Source organism: Paraglaciecola sp. IT1134 (genome assembly GCF_058068185.1).
On the sequence record NZ_CM176486.1, the window covers coordinates 2,296,860 to 2,317,270 of the forward strand.

Annotated in this window: 15 protein-coding genes; 8 read left to right on the forward strand and 7 right to left on the reverse strand. The window is 44.8% G+C overall.

The features are described from left to right. Positions 1-20 precede the first annotated feature (20 nt). Positions 21-677 (forward strand): response regulator, encoded by a 657-nt coding sequence (locus AC3RV5_RS09995; protein WP_489731776.1) that lies wholly within the window; start codon positions 21-23, stop codon positions 675-677. On the opposite strand, the gene AC3RV5_RS10000 is transcribed toward AC3RV5_RS09995, so the two are convergent. The 6 genes from AC3RV5_RS10000 to AC3RV5_RS10025 all read right to left on the reverse strand — a co-directional run bounded on the left by AC3RV5_RS10000 (position 674) and on the right by AC3RV5_RS10025 (position 10,475). Beyond that, positions 674-3,244, reverse strand: a complete 2,571-nt coding sequence (locus tag AC3RV5_RS10000; RefSeq protein ID WP_489731777.1) for a NahK/ErcS family hybrid sensor histidine kinase/response regulator — start codon at positions 3,242-3,244, stop codon at positions 674-676. The two genes, AC3RV5_RS09995 and AC3RV5_RS10000, sit on opposite strands and share 4 nt — an antisense overlap. Next, positions 3,241-4,386: a nitric oxide-sensing protein NosP gene (gene nosP, locus AC3RV5_RS10005; protein WP_489731778.1), complete on the reverse strand. Its 1,146-nt coding sequence runs from the start codon at positions 4,384-4,386 to the stop codon at positions 3,241-3,243. The genes AC3RV5_RS10000 and nosP overlap by 4 nt, the downstream gene beginning before the upstream one ends. 121 nt (positions 4,387-4,507) lie before the next feature. After that, a complete protein-coding gene (locus tag AC3RV5_RS10010) occupies positions 4,508-6,601 on the reverse strand; it encodes a 4Fe-4S binding protein (protein ID WP_489731779.1) in 2,094 nt (697 codons plus the stop codon). A gap of 74 nt (positions 6,602-6,675) precedes the next feature. After that, the gene (gene exaC, locus AC3RV5_RS10015) at positions 6,676-8,196 is read right to left on the reverse strand and encodes an acetaldehyde dehydrogenase ExaC (protein WP_489731780.1); all 1,521 of its coding nucleotides are present in this window, start codon (positions 8,194-8,196) and stop codon (positions 6,676-6,678) included. Between the two features lie 349 nt (positions 8,197-8,545). Beyond that, positions 8,546-9,010: an AraC family transcriptional regulator gene (locus tag AC3RV5_RS10020; protein WP_489731781.1), complete on the reverse strand. Its 465-nt coding sequence runs from the start codon at positions 9,008-9,010 to the stop codon at positions 8,546-8,548. 829 nt (positions 9,011-9,839) lie between these two features. Further along, on the reverse strand, positions 9,840-10,475 hold the full coding sequence (locus tag AC3RV5_RS10025) for an SDR family oxidoreductase (protein WP_489731782.1): 636 nt from the start codon (positions 10,473-10,475) through the stop codon (positions 9,840-9,842). 365 nt (positions 10,476-10,840) lie between these two features. On the opposite strand from AC3RV5_RS10025, the gene hpf reads away from it, so the two are divergent. Next, positions 10,841-11,197, forward strand: coding sequence for a ribosome hibernation-promoting factor, HPF/YfiA family (gene hpf, locus AC3RV5_RS10030; RefSeq protein WP_489731783.1), 357 nt, complete (start codon positions 10,841-10,843; stop codon positions 11,195-11,197). A 408-nt stretch (positions 11,198-11,605) separates the two neighbouring features. Then, a complete protein-coding gene (gene murI / locus AC3RV5_RS10035) occupies positions 11,606-12,397 on the forward strand; it encodes a glutamate racemase (protein ID WP_489731784.1) in 792 nt (263 codons plus the stop codon). 135 nt (positions 12,398-12,532) lie between these two features. Here murI and AC3RV5_RS10040 read toward each other — a convergent pair whose 3' ends face one another. Continuing rightward, positions 12,533-12,790 carry an RNA recognition motif domain-containing protein gene (locus AC3RV5_RS10040; protein WP_489731785.1) on the reverse strand — a complete coding sequence of 86 codons (258 nt, stop codon included), beginning with the start codon at positions 12,788-12,790 and terminating at the stop codon, positions 12,533-12,535. 798 nt (positions 12,791-13,588) lie between these two features. Here AC3RV5_RS10040 and AC3RV5_RS10045 point away from each other — a divergent pair. The 5 genes from AC3RV5_RS10045 to AC3RV5_RS10065 all read left to right on the forward strand — a co-directional run bounded on the left by AC3RV5_RS10045 (position 13,589) and on the right by AC3RV5_RS10065 (position 20,182). After that, entirely contained in the window at positions 13,589-15,373 is a 1,785-nt protein-coding gene (locus tag AC3RV5_RS10045; protein ID WP_489732131.1) for an alpha-amylase family protein, read from the forward strand. Positions 15,374-15,424: 51 nt separating this feature from the next. Continuing rightward, entirely contained in the window at positions 15,425-16,285 is an 861-nt protein-coding gene (locus AC3RV5_RS10050; RefSeq protein WP_489731786.1) for an alpha/beta hydrolase, read from the forward strand. A 54-nt stretch (positions 16,286-16,339) separates the two neighbouring features. After that, positions 16,340-18,793: a glycoside hydrolase family 31 protein gene (locus AC3RV5_RS10055; protein ID WP_489731787.1), complete on the forward strand. Its 2,454-nt coding sequence runs from the start codon at positions 16,340-16,342 to the stop codon at positions 18,791-18,793. A 159-nt stretch (positions 18,794-18,952) separates the two neighbouring features. Continuing rightward, positions 18,953-19,267 carry an excalibur calcium-binding domain-containing protein gene (locus AC3RV5_RS10060; RefSeq protein ID WP_489731788.1) on the forward strand — a complete coding sequence of 105 codons (315 nt, stop codon included), beginning with the start codon at positions 18,953-18,955 and terminating at the stop codon, positions 19,265-19,267. 90 nt (positions 19,268-19,357) lie between these two features. Further along, positions 19,358-20,182 carry a formyl transferase gene (locus AC3RV5_RS10065; RefSeq protein ID WP_489731789.1) on the forward strand — a complete coding sequence of 275 codons (825 nt, stop codon included), beginning with the start codon at positions 19,358-19,360 and terminating at the stop codon, positions 20,180-20,182. Positions 20,183-20,411: the final 229 nt, after the last annotated feature.

Here is a 20,411-nt window from a genome sequence, read left to right on the forward strand (position 1 = left end):
AAAACATGGCGTTAGGCATCATGTATAAAATTCTAGTTGCTGATGATCATCCTTTGTTTCGTGAAGCGATAATCAATACTATTAGTACGGCCTTTCCTGGGTCAACGACCTATGAAACCGAAGATATCAAGTCAACACTTGCTCTTGTCAAAGACAATGATGATATCGACCTGATTCTGCTTGATTTAAATATGCCAGGCATGACCGGTTTGAATGGTTTGCTTGATGTCAGAAATGAGTGTCCAACGATACCTGTGGTTATTGTCTCGGCTGAAACGGAAAAGCAAAAAATACTACAGACACTGTCGTACGGAGCCGTTGGCTTTATCGCCAAGTCTTCTTCAAAAAAAGTGATTGGGGAGGCCATCGAAAGTGTTTTTGAAGGCAATGTGTATTTGCCGCCCAATATTATGCGCTCCCAAGCGGTGGCGAGTCCGTCGAATGAATGTGAAATTTCACCTGAAAAAATATCTCTGCTAACCCGCCGTGAATTAATTGTGTTGAAGCATTTAACCAAGGGCGAAGCCAATAAGCAGATTGCCTACAACCTACATATTTCTGAAACGACAATTAAGTCCCATGTATCTTCTATTCTTAAAAAATTGGGGGCCACTAATCGCGTTAAAGTGGTAGTCGGCTGCGGCAACATTGACTTCAACCAGTACTTAAAGCGTTAGACCTTGCGTAAAAGATAAAGCATGGACGTCTTTAATTTCATTGGTTTCACGGGTTTGTTTAACAACAGTATTTTGCTGTTATTAATTTCATTTTTAAGTGACTGACTGTAATTAGCGGTGATCATTATGGTGGGTAGCGACGCGCTACGTGTTTGATTTATTTGATTGGCTACATCCAACCCCGTTTCGTCATCGTCTAAGTGATAATCAACCATCAATATATCTACCTTACCGTGCTGAATATTTACTTTAGTACCCAAATCATTCAAGCTTACTGCAGTGATAATCATACAACCCCAGCCTTCAAGTAAGCGTGACATGCCAGCACATACATTCATATCATTGTCTACTAACCAAACATGACAATTAGAAAAATCAGTGTGGCTTTGAGTGCTATGCTGAAGAGTTAAGGATTTTGCGGATTCAATTTGCGCACAAATAGGGACGGTCACTGAGAATACTGAGCCCTTACCAAGCTCGGAATTAACGGCGATTTTATGTTTGAGTACGGTGGCGATTTTGTCCACTATGGCTAAGCCTAAACCCAGCCCGTTGCTAAACGCAGTATGGGATGATTTAAGGCGTTTAAATTCTTTAAATATCTCTTTTAATTGGTCTTGAGCGATACCAGAGCCGCTATCCCATACCTCAATTGCAACATGATCACCCCGGCGTTTACAGCCTAACAGTACTTTACCATTGCCTGTGTACCTAAAGGCGTTGGACAGAAAGTTACGTAAAATACGGGCCAATAAAACGCTGTCACTAAAGACCATTACATCGGATGATACATAGTGCAACTCAACCCCGTAATGCTGGGTGATCTGCTGGTATTCATTGGCTAAATTGTCCAGTAACTCTGATAACTTAAAGGTGCCTTTATCGGCCTTTACTACGCCGGCATCCAGTTTGGAAATATCTACCAAGGTACAAATTAAATTTTCTAAATCATCAAGAGAATTGGTCACTGAGTCAACAATGGGTTTTGCTTCATTATCGACTAAAACTTCTCCAAGAGAGCTGGTGAAAAGTTGCGCGGCGTTAAGCGGTTGTAATAAATCATGGCTAACCGCTGCAAGGAACTTGGTCTTGGATATATTGGCAAATTCGGCTTCGCGCTTAGCTTTAAGCAAATTAATTTGAGCCTGACGGCGCTCTTTTGCTTCGATCAGCAATTTGTCATTTAGATTTTTGAGCTGTGAAGTTCGTTCCTCAACGCGCAATTCGAGTTGGTCGTGCGCTTTTTGCAGCGCCACTGCATTCTTTTTTCGATCGGTAATATCACGAACTAAAACAAAAAATCCATGTACTTTGCCCTCAGCATTGCGATTGGGTACGTAGGATTTTAGTAAATGACGAAGTTCACCCGCATGATTTTCTTCATCAATTTCAAAACTTAGGCTTTCCCCTTTCAATGCACGTTCAATGTACGGTTGTAACGTTAAAAAGTCTGAACCCACACGGCTGTGTTTAATGGATTGTCCATCGAGGCTACCTTGTTGCAAGCCATACCAATTGACATATACTTGATTGGTGAATTGAAACTTAAGGTCTTCACCGATATACGCAATCATGGCAGGTACGTTATTGGTAATAAGCCTCAACCAGCGTTCACTTTTCTCCAGTGATTCGGCGTAACGGTGACGAACCGTTATGTCGGTATAGGTTTTGATTAGCTTACCGTTAACGAGGCGGTGATCTCGGATCTCCAGTACCGTGCCGTTCGTTAGAGTTTGTACGTAGAAACCGTCTTTGTTTTTGGGATGTTCGCCTAAATCCAGTTCGGTTAAATTTTTTAAATGGGCAAAGTAGGGCATTGACAGAAGTTGTCTGGGTGACAACTGACTCATCTGTGTAAAGCGTTTGTTCCACACTTCAATCTGGTTGGCATTGCTGATTAACACGACACCTTGTGACAAATTATCGATTAAGCTTTGCAATAACTCGGATTTCTGGGTCATCCCGTGTTCGTAACGCGCAGATTCCGCCATTTTTATGTCAGTAATGTCGGTATACAACATAACCCAACCACCCTCGCTGGTGCGTCGTTCATTAAGCTGAAACCAGCGCCCGTCTGACAACTGGTAAACAGGGCTTGATTGCGCATTACCAGGTGTGGCCCGTCGAATTACACCACTGGTTTTAGCCCGTTCTTTCAAGTCGTTGAAATTCGCCCCTTCCTTAACGGAGATCCCTGTTGTACTCCAAAAATTAGCGAAGATGGTATTTTGTAGCAGGATCAATCCGTTTTCATCGAGCAATACAAATGCTTCTGAAATACTCTCAATGGCATCGATGAAACGTTGTTTGAATATATTAGCCTGCGCATTGGCTTGTTTGAGCGCGCGATGGCTATGCTCGACCTCAGCCAAGGTTTCATTCAGTATTTGGGTTTTTTCTCGAACTTGTTCCGCCAGGTGCACTGAATGCTCAAACGCAGCGTAAGGGGCGTACTGGTTGCCGCCCCCTTGCTCGACCCGCTGTATCAGCGCGTCGTTAATTTTTCTTAGTTTAGCGTTTTCATTCCTAAGCTGTAGTAATTCTTGGTGTATGGCTTGCTCGCTCATTCATTTCCTCGTGCAATGTAAACGCCGGTAAACGTCTGGTTGAGGTGAGTACCAGCGATGTGTTCGCCATAGGTATTAAATCCCGTAATCTTGTACTTGTTTTGCAAGGCTTTTGCTTGTGGTACAAGATTCTTATGTTCTATTTCGAGTCTTCGTAAAAAACAGTCACATGCCAACACAAGTTCTGGCTCTCCATACTTTGACGATATGCGGACCAGCTCGTTGTCCAGAGAATAAAAAATATCATCCATTTCAACCGCACTGAGCACGATCCCAACATCAACTGCACAGTAAAAGGTCAAACTGAAATCATCCTCATTTACCTTTTGAATCGAACGAATGTAGTATTGGCTACCGACTTTTACGGCCAGTGGATTAAGTGAAAACACTTCTGGGCTGAGGTTTTTTACGTCCGTATTTAATAACCTTGCGTACTCTAGAGCGGCGGGCTCCGCATTTAATTCATAGACGGTTCGACTTTCAGCATGCGCAGATGTGACGACCATTTTTTTAGTGGGTAATTTAATATGGTTGCAACTAAATACTTCAAATGGGCAGGTAGTATTTACCATGATGACAATAGCCGCATTTTGGTAAAACTTGCCCTGGTAGAATACGTGAGTTTTCGCTAAATGAATGTCATCACCTGCGGAGCCGCCAAAATGGGGTATACCGCCAGACGCTGAATTAAGGGTAACTAAAAATTGCTCTTCATCTGAAGACAGGCCATCGAGGAGGGTTAAAAGGAAGCTATTGTTTTTGATACCGGTCAACTTTTTCGAGTAACAGGCTTCAGTGAGTTTGTTAATGGTTTCCTGGGCGTCTATCAAGTTAAATTTATTCATCGATTTAACAATTTGTGCATTGATAGCAAAGTGTACTGAAGAAAATCCAATCGCGACAATTGAGTGCTGTTCGTAGCCGTCCTGGGTTATTTCCCCGGCCGTTGTACAGCCCACAATATCGATTGCTGAAAAGGCCTGTTTCATGTTTAAAGCGAGAGCATCTAACGCATAAATCGACGAACAGTAGAATAGAACGAAGCTGATATCGGGATGCGCCAATTGTTGATAGAGCTCTTGGCTTGCAGTTAAGGGATCTACTGACCTGCTAATTGCCGTTATTGTTTTTATGTCGGACATGTTAATGCCTTAAGGTTTTTAAATTTTACGCTTCATCATATAGCGTTAATAAGCTATACCAAAAAAATTAATCACTGTGCCATAACCCGTCTCGGATCGATGTGGTCCGTGAAAAAGCCAATCAATTTATCTTTGAAATGGGTATGGATTTTTTATGATATTTATCAACCACACAAAGCTTTGGACTTTCAATGGTTACTAGACACTCCAGACACTGTATACACTCTCCATAATCAATTGCGCCGTCTTGATTGATTGCATCAATAGCGCATTTTTTGCTTCGACACAGTTGACAGGGTGAGCCACATTCTTTGCGTCTCGTTAGCCATTTGAACAATGGGAAACGGCCCATTACGGCTAAGCCTGCACCTAAAGGGCATAAGTATCGGCAATAAAATTTATGTATTTTCAAACTCACAGCGAGCAGAAGAACTGCGTATAAAACAAAGGGCCAGTAGCGAACAAAATTGAGTGTGATACTCGTTTTGAATGGTTCTATTTCGGCAAGTTGTTCAGCTAATGTCAAAGAATAAAAGGAGCAAACAACCAAACCAATTAAAATCAGATACTTGAGTTTCTGGGCCAAGTTATGGTGTTTTGGCGTTATCTTGATTTGGCTAATTCGTAATTTTTTAGCTATCAGCCCCGCAAACTCTTGCAACGCACCAAAGGGGCACAGCCACCCGCAGAATACTCCACGGCCCCATATAAATAATGTAACAAATACAAAAGCCCACAAAATGAATATCACCGGGTCGAGCAAAAAGACCTCTATATTGAATCCGCTCTTTATCGCTAACAGCAAGGTGTAAATGTTCACCACCGACAGTTGACCCTGTGCGTAAAATCCGACGAATATCAGGACAAATATTAACGAAACGAGACGGATTTTGTGAACCTTATCTGCGCTACGAGCCAATTTATGTTGCTTGATAAATATCCACAGTAAAAACCCTAGGTAAACAACAGTAACGGCTATCTCGGCTTTTCTTGCCAGCCAGATTTGTTGCCACAAAGGCTGGGTATTAGCCAAGGTTGAGTCCCGAGGGGACGCTTCGAATAGTGCTTCGTTTGGTGCGGTTTCAAATTCAAACCCATATTCGTGCTGAGACAAGAAAGACGAATTATAACTTACCGATAGTTGCAGGTTTAGCGGGCGACTGATATCAAACCCAGATTGCGATTTTATGCGAAAAACACGTTGGTCATCGAACTTGGGCATATCCACAGCGTAACGCGGAGAAAAATAACTATAAAAGTCAATATCACGCACATCCACTGGAAATCCGCCTTGCTCAGCACTCAATCGGCTTGAAATGGTTTGTGGAATAAATTCTTCGCTTACAAATGAATAACGCCCCTGATTAAAAAACATCAGCGCGTGCTCTCCGGGGGACAACTCCTCAAGTAACCGTTGGTATTCAGATTGGCCTAAAATATTTTTACCAATGATGGGAATGTTGATAAACCCAAGGTAAATATCAATGAAATTACTCGCCCCGTTTGCGATGGATTGGACTTTATCAGACAATTTAGCAGAAATGGAGGAAGCTGACTTTGTATCAACATACCAGTGATGAATGTAGCCGCGGGCGAGTAATTGCTTGAAGGACAGTGGCTCAAAAAACGCGGTGTTAATTTGATTCGGTTGTGAGGCCAAGAATCCATCCAGTTTTTGCCGTGCAACTTTCAGTGCTGATGCGATGATCGTGTCATTGATGATTAATACAGAGATGGTGGCACGGGTGACGCCGTCAAAGTAGGTTGCTTCAAAGGCGTTTTTATCGCGACTGTTAATAATGACGCGTTCTTTAATTGAATGCCCCGAGTATTGGTCTATAAAAGCAAACATCGGGTCCTCGCCCAAGCCATGCAAAAAGATGGGTTCGTGATGGTTCAGCACCTTGATACCAGTGATGACACCTTGTGTATCCAGTCCAATTAACAGGTTGATTGTCTGACCTGAAAATCCAATGAAGTGGGTAAAATCATCCGATTCAAATGTGTAGCCAAGGAGTTCATCAAGTTGATAGACAGGTGTAACCGCAATGTCAGGATCCTGAGGACCAACACGGGTTGCACTAGGATATATGTGAGCGATCTCAGGGGGGACATAGGTGGTTTGGTTATTGGCAAGTGTATGGCAAGAAACAAGCAATATTAACAGCGTGCTAACCCGGTAGAGTGTGAGCAGAAATAACATGGCTAAGGGCATATAATTCTCTGGTGCCGCCTTCTTTTAGGTATCCGCTTCTGACGTGGGTCAGAAGCGGAGCACTCTAAAGTTTCTTAAAAGAAGCCCATAGGAGACGTGCTGTAGCTAACCAGTAAGTTTTTAGTTTGCTGGTAGTGGTCTAACATCATTTTATGTGTCTCACGACCAATACCTGACTTTTTATATCCTCCAAATGCGGCATGTGCAGGATATAAGTGATAGCAGTTAGTCCAGACTCGACCAGACTCGATACCTCGCCCAATACGATGGGCCAGGTTAGCATCGCGTGTCCAAACGCCAGCGCCCAAACCGTAGGCTGTGTCATTGGCAATGGCTAGTGCGTCATCTGGTGTTTTGAAGGTGGTCACAGAGATAACCGGTCCAAAAATTTCTTCCTGGAACACTCTCATTGAATTATCACCTAGGAGGATCGTAGGCTGTATATAGAAGCCATTGTCGAATTCAGAATTGTGTTGTTTTGCATTTCCTCCCGTAAGCACAGTTGCACCTTCGTTGCGACCGATATCCAAATAGCCCATGATTTTATCAAACTGTAGTTTAGACACTTGGGCGCCAACCATAGTGGTGTCGTCTAAAGGATTGCCTTGGACTATATCTTTGGTTTTTTCTATTACCCGTGCCATGAACTCGTCAAAAATGTCTTCTTGTACAAGTGCGCGAGACGGGCAGGTACAAACTTCGCCTTGGTTAAAGAAGCCTAATGCAAAACCCTCAGCACATTTGTCAAGATAATCATCCTCAAAATTAGTAATGTCTTTGAAAAATATATTAGGTGACTTACCACCAAGTTCGACTGTAGAAGGAATTAAGTTTTCGGCCGCACATTTTAAAATATGTCCACCCACTGCAGTGGAACCCGTAAAGGCAATTTTTGCGATACGTGTACTGGTTGCTAATGCTTCACCGGCCTCCTTCCCGTAACCGTTAACAATGTTTAATACACCGGCAGGTAACAAGTCTGCAATGAGTTCCATCAACACCAAAATACTGGCAGGTGTCTGTTCTGCGGGTTTAAGAATAATACAGTTGCCCGCAGCTAATGCCGGTGCAAGTTTCCATGCTGCCATCAGTATTGGAAAGTTCCAAGGAATAATTTGAGCAACAACGCCTAGAGGTTCGTGAAAATGATAGGCCACAGTGTCATCATCTATTTGCGAGATGCTGCCTTCTTGTGCTCGAATACATCCAGCGTAGTAACGAAAGTGGTCAACTGCCAGCGGAATGTCGGCGGCAAGGGTTTCTCTGATTGGTTTACCGTTGTCCCACGTTTCAGCAACGGCTAACATGGTTAAGTTCTGTTCTAATCGATCAGCGATTTTCAACAAGATAGTGGAGCGAGCTTGAACCGAGGTTTTCCCCCAAGCAATTTTAGCTGAATGGGCCGCGTCTAACGCTAGTTCGATGTCCTCGGCACTTGAGCGCGGGATTTCACAGAACTCTTCGCCGGTAACAGGCGTTAAATTTTTAAAATAAATACCTTTTACGGGAGCGACCCATTTACCACCGATAAAGTTTTCATATTTTGCTTTGAATTTGATTACAGCATCTGCGCTGCCCGGGTTTGCATAAATCATATCGTACCTCATATCATTAACTAGAAAATTCAGCGATGAGTTTTGGTCAAAGGGTTTAACCAAATGGGTTAAAACCAGTGCGTTACTCCTATTATTAGAATAGGTGGTTTGGACCGGTACTCACATGCTTCCTTTGCATAGAAAAAGTCATACTTTAGGAGTAAAAACCGCCCGGGGGCGGCTATGGGTAAAGAAGTAACAAATTCGATATGATAATCGTCAAACAAGGTGCACGGTTAACTAGCGGCAAGTTAGAAGTTTGATAAATAGAGAATTTAAAATAAATACAGAAACTCTAAAACCAGATATAAATCGACCATAAGATAATCTGCCAGTTAATGAAAGGCACTCAAAGAATGGGCAGATAAACATCCGTGATCATTTCTGAACCTTGCACATGGGGTCCAACGTTAACATAATGAAAAAAAACTGGAAATTCAGCTAGTGCCTCACCGCTGCCTGGTAACCACTGTTGGTACAGGAATTTAGCAGCCGTCACATTTTCACGTGATCCTAAGTGACGAGTCTTGGCGCAGCGCAGAGCCGGAATGATTTTAGTCACTACCCCAAATGCATTTCTTTCCACGTCATCAACAACAGAAACACATAAATCTACTCGGTACTGTGAGGGGGGAATGTTGGCAGGATCGTTGTAATGAACCCCATAACTGCGGTGCAACTCAGAGGGTGGCAACTTATTTACCATGCGCCAAGCAACCAGTTTTTTAATCGACTCGTATTCAAGGGCGGGTGATCCAATATGCTCTATAACCGCAACTTTGGTTGCAGGGAACATTACTATTTCGACCTTCATAGACACCCTGAGTTAAAGACAAGCCTAATGCCGCCTGGTGGTAATAGATTTGTGTAAATGAGCGTGCTCAGTTAGTTGATGACCATTTCATGGCTAAAGAATTATTTGACACCATATTAATGGTTACTAAAAATAGTATCGCTTTACGTGTATTTTTTTCGAAAAAGACTAAACCAAAATAGACCTTCAAAAACAAAACCGAGAATGATGAACAAAAACATTCCAGTCGCATTGCCATAATGGTAGGAACTAAGTGCAGCAAATATGAGCACCGCAATAATTAACAATCTAAATATTTTATTCACACTACTTCCTTAAACGTGTATTGCAACTTATGTTGCGTCAAACGCAACGGCTAAGCATCTGACTTTATTATTCAATTATAAGTTGCAGGTGAAGGGCCCTTTCTGGTTTTTAAGCCAAAATAAGAGCCTAAATATCTTAATTGGTTAAATAATGAAAAACAAATGATACATGTAACAATAAAGAATAGAGAGAATAATGACATTATTTATATCGATATCGATGCTTGGCACGTCATTTTATATTAAGCAATCACCACTATCACGGTTTGATGAAAAATATTAAATGGGTAATTTTACCCATTGGAGGTGCCGCCGCTTAGGCATTCTGGTTAAATAAAACGCGGCATGTCCTAACATGGTTAAATGCACAGACCATGAAACCAAACAGCAAACTAACCGCCCAAGATAGCTGGCTGCTTTTGTCTCAGTCTCTAAAGACAGGTATGAAAAAAGCCAGCTTTGTACTGGCCTTGATACTTCATCTTTGCCCATGGACTTATTAAGATTAACGTCTAATAAATGGATTAATTTAATACTTCAGCGAGGGTTTTGTCGCCGTTAAATAACTCTAATACCTTGCCAGTTAATTCAGGTTTGCCCACTGCATAGGTTAGTGCGCAAGCAGCATCTTCACGGTTAATGGTCATATCTTCTTTGCTGCTGGGCCTCAGGGTTCGCACTTTGCCTGTGGCGTCATTATCAGTTAATGAGCCGGGCCTAAAAATAGTGTAATTTAGCCCACTGTGGATCAAGTGTTCGTCGGCCATGTGTTTGGCAACCAGGTAAGGCCTCATTTTTTCTGCACCTTGAGAGGGATCGTCCGCGCCAATAGAGCTGACCATGACAAAATGTGACACGTTAGCCGCTTTTGCGTAATCGACAGCTTTACATGCCGCCCATAAATCAATGAGCATGGTTTTGTCTGCGCCTGTTTTGCCACCGGAACCCGCACTGAAAATGACCTGATCGCAATCTTCAAATGCCTGGCTGAAGTCATTTTCCAAATCTGCCTCAACAATGCGCAGTTGATCGCTGGAAATATCAGTCAATTTATCCTTGTCGCGCACTAAGGCTATCACCGCTTGGCCATCGGCTAACAGTTGCTGGGCTGTCATTTTACCGATTTGTCCGCTTGCGCCTATAATAAGTGTCTTTTTCATTTTAACTTCTCCTTCGTATGGAATTACTCTTTTTATCTTACCGCTAAACATGCTGGCGTCGTTTGCTACAGTGTTTATAGTATTTACACTCTCTCTAATAACACTGGGGTCTGATCAGAGCGTTTCAATGTATAAGAGGTTATTGGCGTTTCCCGGCATTTTATGTTTTAAAGGGTAGGGAGGACAAAACTCAGTAGACTGGGCATATTTTGCTGACAAATTAAGCGATTAAACAGTGCAAACCTAAGTTCGTGTAAATTCCTATTCGAAATACTTGTGTTTCACCGCAACTGCCCCAAGCTCTATTGTTAAGTCAAAGAAAACAGTAACGAAAAAGAAGTAACGTTAATCCAAGAGGAAAACCTATGAAAATAAATCTTTCTGGTCACCATGTAGATGTAAGCGATACCGTAAAAGAACACGTCAACGAGAAGTTTTCTAAACTAGCCATTCATTTTCCCACCCTGATAGTACTAGATATCATCATATCCAAAGAACATGGCGAGTATGACATTGAGATTAGAACCAATTACGAGGGCAGTCGGATTTCAGCCTCCGCGCAAAATACAGTGATGTACCCGGCTATAGCCAAAGCGGGCAAAAAATTGGATGCGGCCCTTAAACATCGCAAAGGCCAATTGAAAGAGGATTTGCATAAAAAACCCCAGGTTACTACACCAGATATCGCTCACGAAATTATCCAGGAGATGGATCTGACTTAATCCTTGCCCGCTAGGAATTATCTGTAAGCCGCTCAATTGAGCGGCTTTTGTTTGGCTGCCGTTGTGATTTTTTTATTGGCCGTTCGCTTGGGCTATTAAGATTAGGATAGGCGATAACCGTGTCAAACTCATTGGCGTTTTGTTCATCAGGATGCAGTATAAACAACAGGGCAGCAAGGTGGCCTGCCCCTATGTGATAAATATCGGCAAATAGGTTTTTCCTGCATCCACAGGCCTTCGCTACACAGGTCATTTAATCAGGGATGTTTTGCACAAATATTTAAAAACGTATATAAATGCCTGATGAGGAGGCCAAAACCTCAACCTGAAAAAATATATTTTGGGGTATTTGTGCGCTCTTTTTTGTAATTAAGTAATTGTGAAACCTGTTGGTTAATATAGGAACATATGGCGCAGTGTGATCCCATCGGGATATTTGATTCGGGTATCGGTGGTCTGTCAATTGCCAAACAAATTAGGGCATTGCTGCCCAATGATCACCTCATTTACGTCGCCGATACATTCCATGCGCCCTATGGCGACAGATCTGATGAGTATATTTTACAACGTTCCCTGGCGGTAACAGATTTTCTGTTTGCGCAAAACGTTAAAGCTGTCGTTGTGGCCTGCAATACGGCCACTACGGCCTGCATAGCCACACTGCGTGCCCGTTATCCCCTGCCATTTGTGGGTGTCGAACCGGGGATCATGCCCGGCATACTTCACACAAAAAGCGGGGTAGTGGGTGTTTTGGCGACCTCAAAAACCTTGATTACCAATTCCTTTGCCGCCCTGGCCAGCAGAGTCGGTGCAAACGTCAAAATTGAAATCATGCCCTGTCCCGATCTCGTCAGACAAGTCGAGGCATTAAAGCTGGATTACGCCGATGCGGTTAACGTCGTCAAAAAGTATGTACTACCTCTGATTGAAAAAGGCGCCGATACCCTCGTTCTGGGGTGTACGCACTACGGATTTTTGGCCCACGTTATAGCGCAAGTGGCGGGGCCGGATGTATTACTCATCAACACTGAAGGCGCAGTAGCAAAAGAGGTTGTGCGGCGCCTAGAACATGCTCAATTGATTGCCCCTCCAGGCCAGGTAGGCTGGGAACAATTCTATAGCAATGGTCACCTTGGTTCTTTTCAGCACCAAATTGATCTATTGTGGGGCCAGTCTGGTCAGGTCAAGGGGTTTAGTTAGGTTGGCCCTTTAGGTGTTTTTTCAATTCATAAACAAATTGTTGGTGTAACGTGTGGCGAGGGTAGGCCCCCGCTCATAAGGCTACAACTTAGCTTAAAAATCTGCAGCAAACAAAAGGTGTACGTTGGCTATTCACTAACTGGCGGGTGTTTCTTTCTCTTCGGCCTTTTTAACCCGGATTTTGCTGGTACCGAGTTGGTAACCATTTAAACTGATTACTGCCGCTTTGGCTTCACCCGGTTTAGGCATCTCAACAAAACCGAAACCTTTGGATAAACCCGTGGCCTTGTCGATCACCACATTACAAGACTGCACCATGCCATAACCTTCAAATAAGGTTTTTAGCTCTGTTTCGCTTGTGTTTCTGTCCAGGTTACGGATAAGTAATTTCATAAATCGGCCTCAAATTCAAAGAGGCATATGGTAGCAGGCTTAAGCGCTAAACCACATTAAAATGCTCCCTAAGATAGATATATAATCAAGTGAACCAGGGGGATCTTCCATAAATAAGGGGGTTGGTTGAGTTATTCCTTTATTGGCAGATAAAATCGTGAACCGGACTGAGAAGAACATTGAGCTGGGAAATTGAAGTAGGTCGGGTAAACAATCTTCATACTGTGAGCTTTAGGCTCGTATAGCTGCATAAAATTTGTATAATACCAATTGGCATAAAAACCTGGGAACGGCACATCAGTTGACCCATTACCCTATGGAACGTGTAGCGCTAGTGCACAACACCTATACTGCTGATTTTTCCGCGTCCCGAGCGTTTCGGCAAATTGCCCTTAAATTGCTGTGAGCGGATTAATATTTTTGAATACGTATGTAATCACCTGTTACCACGGGATGTCGACAGGTATGATTTGTGATTAACTTATTAAAACTAAACAGCACTTCAGTGTGATTTTATTAGGCGCTAAACCGTAAGCGTAGCTACTGGAGTGTCATGGAATAATTGTTATGACATTTTTATCCAAGCGGCCTTTGGCTCGATTGAGCCTGATTTCCGTTACCCTTGGGGTGTTATTCGCCTGTGCTCCTGGCGGTTATTATTCCACTACTGCGAACTCAGATACAGTTCCTACTGAGGAAGTAGAGCCCAGCGCGACCGCGACAACCATACCAGAGGTTGACGGCCAAGAATTGGTACCGTCCTCAGACGACAGCGTTGTGGCCGAAGTTGAGGAAACTATGCAAGAGATGCAAGGCAAACCTGTGGTATACCAAGTTTTCACCCGATTATTTGGCAATACTCAAACCAGTAATATTGCCTGGGGCACGATTGCTGAAAATGGGGTGGGTAAATTCAGTGATTTTACCGATAAAGCCCTAGAGGGGATCAAACAACTGGGTACAACTTATATCTGGTATACCGGTGTGCCTCATCATGGTGTGATCACCGATTATACGGCTTACGGCATCAGTCAAGATGATCCCGATGTAGTGAAAGGCCGTGCGGGCTCGCCGTATGCGGTCAAAGACTATTACACAGTTGATCCGGACTTGGCCGATGATCCCGCCAAGCGTCTGGAAGAATTCGAGGCGTTGATCAAACGTACCCATAAACATGGTATGCGTGTGATCATCGATATCGTACCCAATCATGTGGCCCGCAATTACCACTCGATCACCATGCCACAAGGTATCGCAGATTTTGGTGAAAATGATGACCAAACTGTAGAGTATGCCCAGGACAATAATTTTTATTATGTCGTAGGCAAAGATTTCAAAGTACCAGAATCTACTCACGGTTACCGGCCCTTAGGTGGTGATCGTCATCCCTTGGCAGACGGCAAGTTCAGTGAGTCGCCGGCAAAGTGGACTGGCAATGGTTCTCGTAAAGCGCAGCCCAAGAGCGATGATTGGTACGAGACCATAAAAATCAACTATGGGGTCAAACCTGATGGGAGCCATGACTTCCCGAGTTTACCGGAGGAATTTCGCCACAAAGATTACGCAGCTCACGCCGCTTTTTGGGCCGACAAAAAAGTGCCCGACTCCTGGCACAAATACCGCGATATTGCCCTGTACTGGATAGCAAAAGGGGTAGACGGCTTTCGTTATGATGTGGCCGAACTGGTGCCGGTTGAGTTTTGGAGTTATTTGAATTCATCTATAAAACTGGCTAATCCCGAAACCTTTTTACTCGCAGAGGTTTATAACCCTGCACTTTATCGCGATTTTATTCAATTGGGTAAAATGGATTATCTGTATGACAAAGTCGATACCTACGACACGCTGCGGGCCATAATGCAAAACAAGGCGCCGACCGATACCTTGGCAACCATCCAGAAAAGTTTGCAAGATATCGATATGCATATGCTGAACTTTCTGGAAAATCACGACGAACAGCGTATCGCCAGCCCACAATTTGCCGGCAGTGCCGAAAAGGGCAAACCCGCTCTGGTGGTGTCTTCGTTAATTAACCGGGCAGCGAGTATGGTGTATTTTGCCCAGGAAGTCGGCGAAGATGGCAGTGAAGAAACCGGCTATGGTGATCCCTCGCGAACCACTATCTTTGATTATGCCGGGGTACCGGCCCATCAACGCTGGATGAACCATGGCAAATTCGATGGAGGGGGCTTAAGCAAGCAGCAACGCGCCCTGCGTAAGTACTACAGTAAAGTATTGCAACTCTCTGCCCAAGCCCCCGCCATGGGCGGTCAATATGCCAGTCTGCATCAGGCCAACTTGGATGCAAACAGCACTTATGATCAACGGATTTTCTCTTTCGTTCGCTGGTCAAAACACCAAAAGCTGATCGTGATCACTAATTTTGACGCAGAGCAGGCCTATGAATTCGATTTACACTTACCCTCCCAAATAATGGCTAGCTGGAAATTGGACTCTGGTACCCATGCTCTGCAGGATCTGCTAACCGATCAACCAGCCCAGTTGCAAGTCGAGGACGGGGCAGGTCATATTGCGGTTGCGCTAGCGCCCCTGCAATCTATGGTTTTTACCCTCGTTGAATAAACACCGAGGTAATCAAAAACGGTGCCGTAGTAGGCCCATACAGGCAAACTTGTGATAAAAATTAAACACACTGCAGGCTGCTATCTATTGGGCCTAGCCTTATTGGGCCTAGCCTTAACGGGCCTGGTTGGATGCACAGAAAATGTCTCGGTGCAATCAACCGCTGCACCTAATGTCAGCGTATTACCCATGGGGTTTTTAATTCCCGAAGTTGAGCGCATCCGCACGGTTCGCTTGTATTTGCCACCGAGTTACGAGGCCAGCACAAAACAGTACCCGGTGCTGTATATGCAAGATGGGCAGAATTTATTTGATAATGCCACGGCCCATGCGGGTGAGTGGGGCGTCGATGAAAGTCTTAATAAATTGGCCGCAGAAAAAGGTCTGGAGCTGATAGTCGTGGGAATTGATAACGGCGGCGATTCTCGTATGAATGAATTAAGTCCCTGGCCGAACAAGCGTTTTGGTGAAGCCCAAGGTGAACAATATCTGCAGTTTATCGTCGAGGTGGTAAAACCTTACATAGATACCAATTACCGAACCCTGCCACAGACACAATATACCGGTATCTTGGGCAGTTCAATGGGCGGCTTAATGGCCCATTATGCTATTCATCAACATCCCAAAGTCTTTGGTAAAGCCGGGATATTCTCCCCGTCTTACTGGTATTCCAGCGAGGTTTTTGCCCATACCAAATCCCATCGGGCAGATGATCAGGCTCGCCTCTATGTGTTATTTGGAAGTGAGGAGGGAGACGGCATGATTGGTGATACCGACAAAATGCAACGCCAGCTGAAACAACAAGGTCATCCCCGCCAGAATATGTTTTTTACCAGAATTGAAGGTGGTGAACACAACGAAAAATTATGGCGCGAAGCCTTTCCGGCTGCCGTGCAATGGTTATTTAAATGATTCCCATACGCCGGCCTTTATGGCTGGCGCTAACCAACTAGTGATACCTACCCTATGATCCATACTAATTTTAGAAACCTGCGTCTATTTGCCAGATCACTGCTGCTAGCCAGTCTGCTGATAGTCAGTGGGTTGGGTTCTGCTGCCCGTTATCTTGACCATGAACTACAGGGACAAAGCCTGATAATACAAACCGACGAAGGGCAGGTGACGTTAACGGCCTACAATGCCCATGCCTTTGAGGTTTTTTACCAACCCGTGCATACTAAACAGCTACCTTCCTTTGCCATTGGTGATCCACCTCTGACAACCGAAGTGACCTTGGATGATCAAGCCCAATCGTTGCTTTTTCAGGTAGAGGGGTTAAAAGCGGTCATTGCTAAATCGCCGCTTAGTATTAGCTATTACCAGGGCGACAAACTCTTGTTGGCCGAAGAGGTTGGTCTATTCAAACAAGATACCCTGAGAGGATTTCGTTTCGCTCTGCAAACCGGTGAAAAATTACTGGGCGGTGGCGAACGTATATTAGGCATGGATCGCAGGGGTCAACGTTTCCCCCTGTATAACAAAGCCCATTATGGTTACGGCAATGAGTCTAACCAGATGTATTTTGGTTTGCCCGCCGTGATGTCGAGCAACAAATATGCCCTGATTTTTGATAATTCCGCCAGCGGCTATATGGATTTAGGGGCCACCGAAGGGGATATCATGCAATTTGAAGCCATCGGCGGGCGCACCAGTTATATCGTGATAGCCGGTCAAACCTATCCAGACTTGATCGCACATTATGTCCAAGTAACGGGCACTCAACCCTTGCCACCCCGTTGGGCCCTGGGCAATTTTGCCTCACGTTTTGGCTACCATACCGAGCAGGAAACTCGTGACACGGTACAGCGTTTTATCGAACAGGATTTCCCCTTAGATGCCCTTGTTCTGGATCTATACTGGTTTGGGGCCGATATCAAAGGCCACATGGGTAATCTGGCCTGGGACAAAAAGGCTTTTCCAACTCCGGTGCAGATGATTACCGATCTGAAAGCCCAGGGCGTGAAAACAGTGGTGATCACTGAGCCCTTTATTTTGTCCTCTTCGGCTAAATGGGCCAATGCGGTTAAACATGATGCCTTAGCCAAAAACCTGGGAGGTAAACCCCGCCAGTTTGATTTTTATTTTGGTAATACCGGTTTGGTGGATGTATTTGATGATAACGCCAGTAATTGGTTTAACCAGATCTACACCGATTTGTACAAACAGGGTGTGGCAGGTTGGTGGGGCGATTTAGGCGAGCCGGAAGTGCACCCCGGGGATACCATACATCAGTTAGACGGAGTCAGCGTAACCGGTGATGAAATTCACAATGTCTACGGCCATAAATGGGCTCAGCGTGTATATGAAAATCAGCGTGTCATCGCCCCACAACAACGCCCGTTTATTATGATGCGTTCGGGGTTTGTCGGCTCACAGCGCTATGGCATGATCCCCTGGACAGGTGATGTCAGTCGTTCATGGGATGGATTGAAGCCACAAGTAGAGTTGTCCCTGCAAATGGGATTATTAGGTATGGGTTATACCCATTCAGATTTGGGCGGTTTTGCTGGTGGCGAAGTCTTCGATCAGGAAATGTATATCCGCTGGTTGCAATATGGTGTCTTTCAACCGGTTTTTCGGCCCCATGCCCAAGACAACATTGCTCCAGAGCCGGTATTTCATGATCAGCAAACCCGGGATATTTTGCGCCCGTACGTCAAGTTGCGTTATGCCATGCTGCCCTATAACTATTCTCTGGCTTACCAAAATAGCCGAACCGGCCTGCCATTGATGCGCCCTATGTTTTTCGAAGATGAAACCGACAGCGCCCTTATGGACATCAAGGACCAGTATTTTTGGGGGGACGCGTTTTTGATCAAACCTGTGACCGAGGCAGGTATTGAAACCATCAGCATGCAATTACCCCAAGGACGTTGGTTTGATTTTTGGACAGATAAAGTCTATTCAGGATCCCAGAATATAAATCTGTCGCTTTCTCTAACCACGTTGCCAGTAATGGTCAGAGCTGGCTCCTTCGTACCTATGGTGGCACCGTTCCAATCCACCGATGACTATGTTACGGACAAGCTCGAATTACATTATTATGCTCATGAGTCCGTACTATCCGCCCAAGGGGTGATGTATGACGATGACGGAGTAGATCCCGAAGCTCTCAAAAGTGGCCAGTTCGAAACCTTGAATTTCAAGGCCGAGCAACATGGCGATAATTTGCAGATCGGCCTGGCCCGAAATGGTGAGTACCAAGGCATGCCGCTAACCCGTGAGCTGACAGTGGTGATCCACAACTGGCGTGAGGGGAGTGAAAAACTGCAAGCCGGCGGAAAAACGCTGGACCTTTATTCCACTGAGGCCGAATTGCTGCTACATCCTAGCGGTGCCTGGTGGGATGAAGGGAGCCACTTACTTAAAGTGAAATTTCCATGGCAACAAAATACCAACTTGAGCATAGGTGCTAACTAACGGGCGATGAGGCGTTGTCGGTCGTTAGGTGCAGCAGAATAATGCCGTGTCTAACGGCTAAAACACCGCAAATAGCCGTTTAAATAACTAAAATAACATGCTTCTTATTGGGAATTTTGCTGTAATGGGCAGGTATTAGTTACTCAGGTTATTTTCCCTATGCAGCCATATATATTAGCCGCTACCCTTGTTTTGGCCCTTTGCGGGCGACTGTCTAGTGCCCAGGCTGTGGCCACCGGTAGCCTTGAAACAAAAAGCCCCATGATGCAATCCACATCTACACCACATAAACCCCGTATTAACTTATCCAGACAGCCGGCGCCAACTATCATGAATTTTCGGTGTGACGGTCGTCAGTATTGTAGTCAGATGACGTCTCGTGGCGAGGCAGAATATTTCTTGCAGCACTGCCCTGATCCACGCATGGACGGGGATAGCGATGGTATACCTTGCGAAAATGACAGCCGGTTCTAACGGGCTCATCCGAGTCACCGTAAGACGATGCCCCATGTCTAGGCACAGATAAGTTCAAACATCGGTGGCGCAAACAGCCAAAGGATTTCAATGAATATAACCATCTTAGCCAACCGGGATATTGCCAGCAATTACGCGGTTAACTTATTACTAGCGGGTTTGACCGGTCATCGCGTAACGATTTTTTTGTCTGCCAGAGTCGGCGGAAGTGGCGTAAAACCCGTTGAATTACAGCGTTTAGGGCTTTATGAGCAAGCGTTACTCAAGCAATCTGCTGAATGCGGAAAAATTACCGGCGCATTTATGTCAGGGGCGCACACTGCCCAGGGACCAGTGCGTTGCCAATCCTTTGCTCAGTTGAGCGAACTTACCACCGGCTCCATTGTGGAGCTTAACCACATCAATAGCGCTGAGGGCGTTGCGACTATTCAGGCAGGTAGCCCGGATGTGATCCTGTGCATTCGTTTCGGGGTTATTCTACAGCCCCAGGTGATTCGCCTGGCTAAATACGGTGTGCTAAATCTGCATTCCGGCTTGTTGCCTAATTATCGTGGCGTGATGGCCACCTTTTGGGCGATGCTCAACGATGAACCACAGCTAGGCACCACACTGCACTATATCAGCGATAAGGGCATAGATACGGGGGACATAGTGGCCACCACTGAACTGGCAGTGAATAACAACAGCTGTTATTTGGCCCAGGTGCTGCAACTCTATGTTGCCGGTAGTGAGCAAATCCTGGGTGCGATAGCGACCATTGCAACAGGACAGGAAGTGTCCCGAATTTCCCAGCCAGTAGGGGGGAATTATTACAGTTTTCCCGATCAGGATACCCTGGGTGCCTTTAACCGCAAAGGTCTGTGTCTGATAAACGAAGTAGAAATGACGGCCTTTATGGCCAGACATTATTACTGAGCAGACATCAGTCCGGGCACTCTAAAACAATCATTACTGTGGTGGCTTAGAATATGTGTCGCTGTGCGATGGGCGTTTCACATCTTTTTTGCACAACAGTTTTTATGTTTTGTGAGCCTAACGAATGTTCAGTTACATTTAATTAACATAGAACATCGTTTACACTCACTTTGGTACTGTGTAAATGGATTAATTAGCCAATTATTCGGCCAAATAAAAAAGAGTGTTA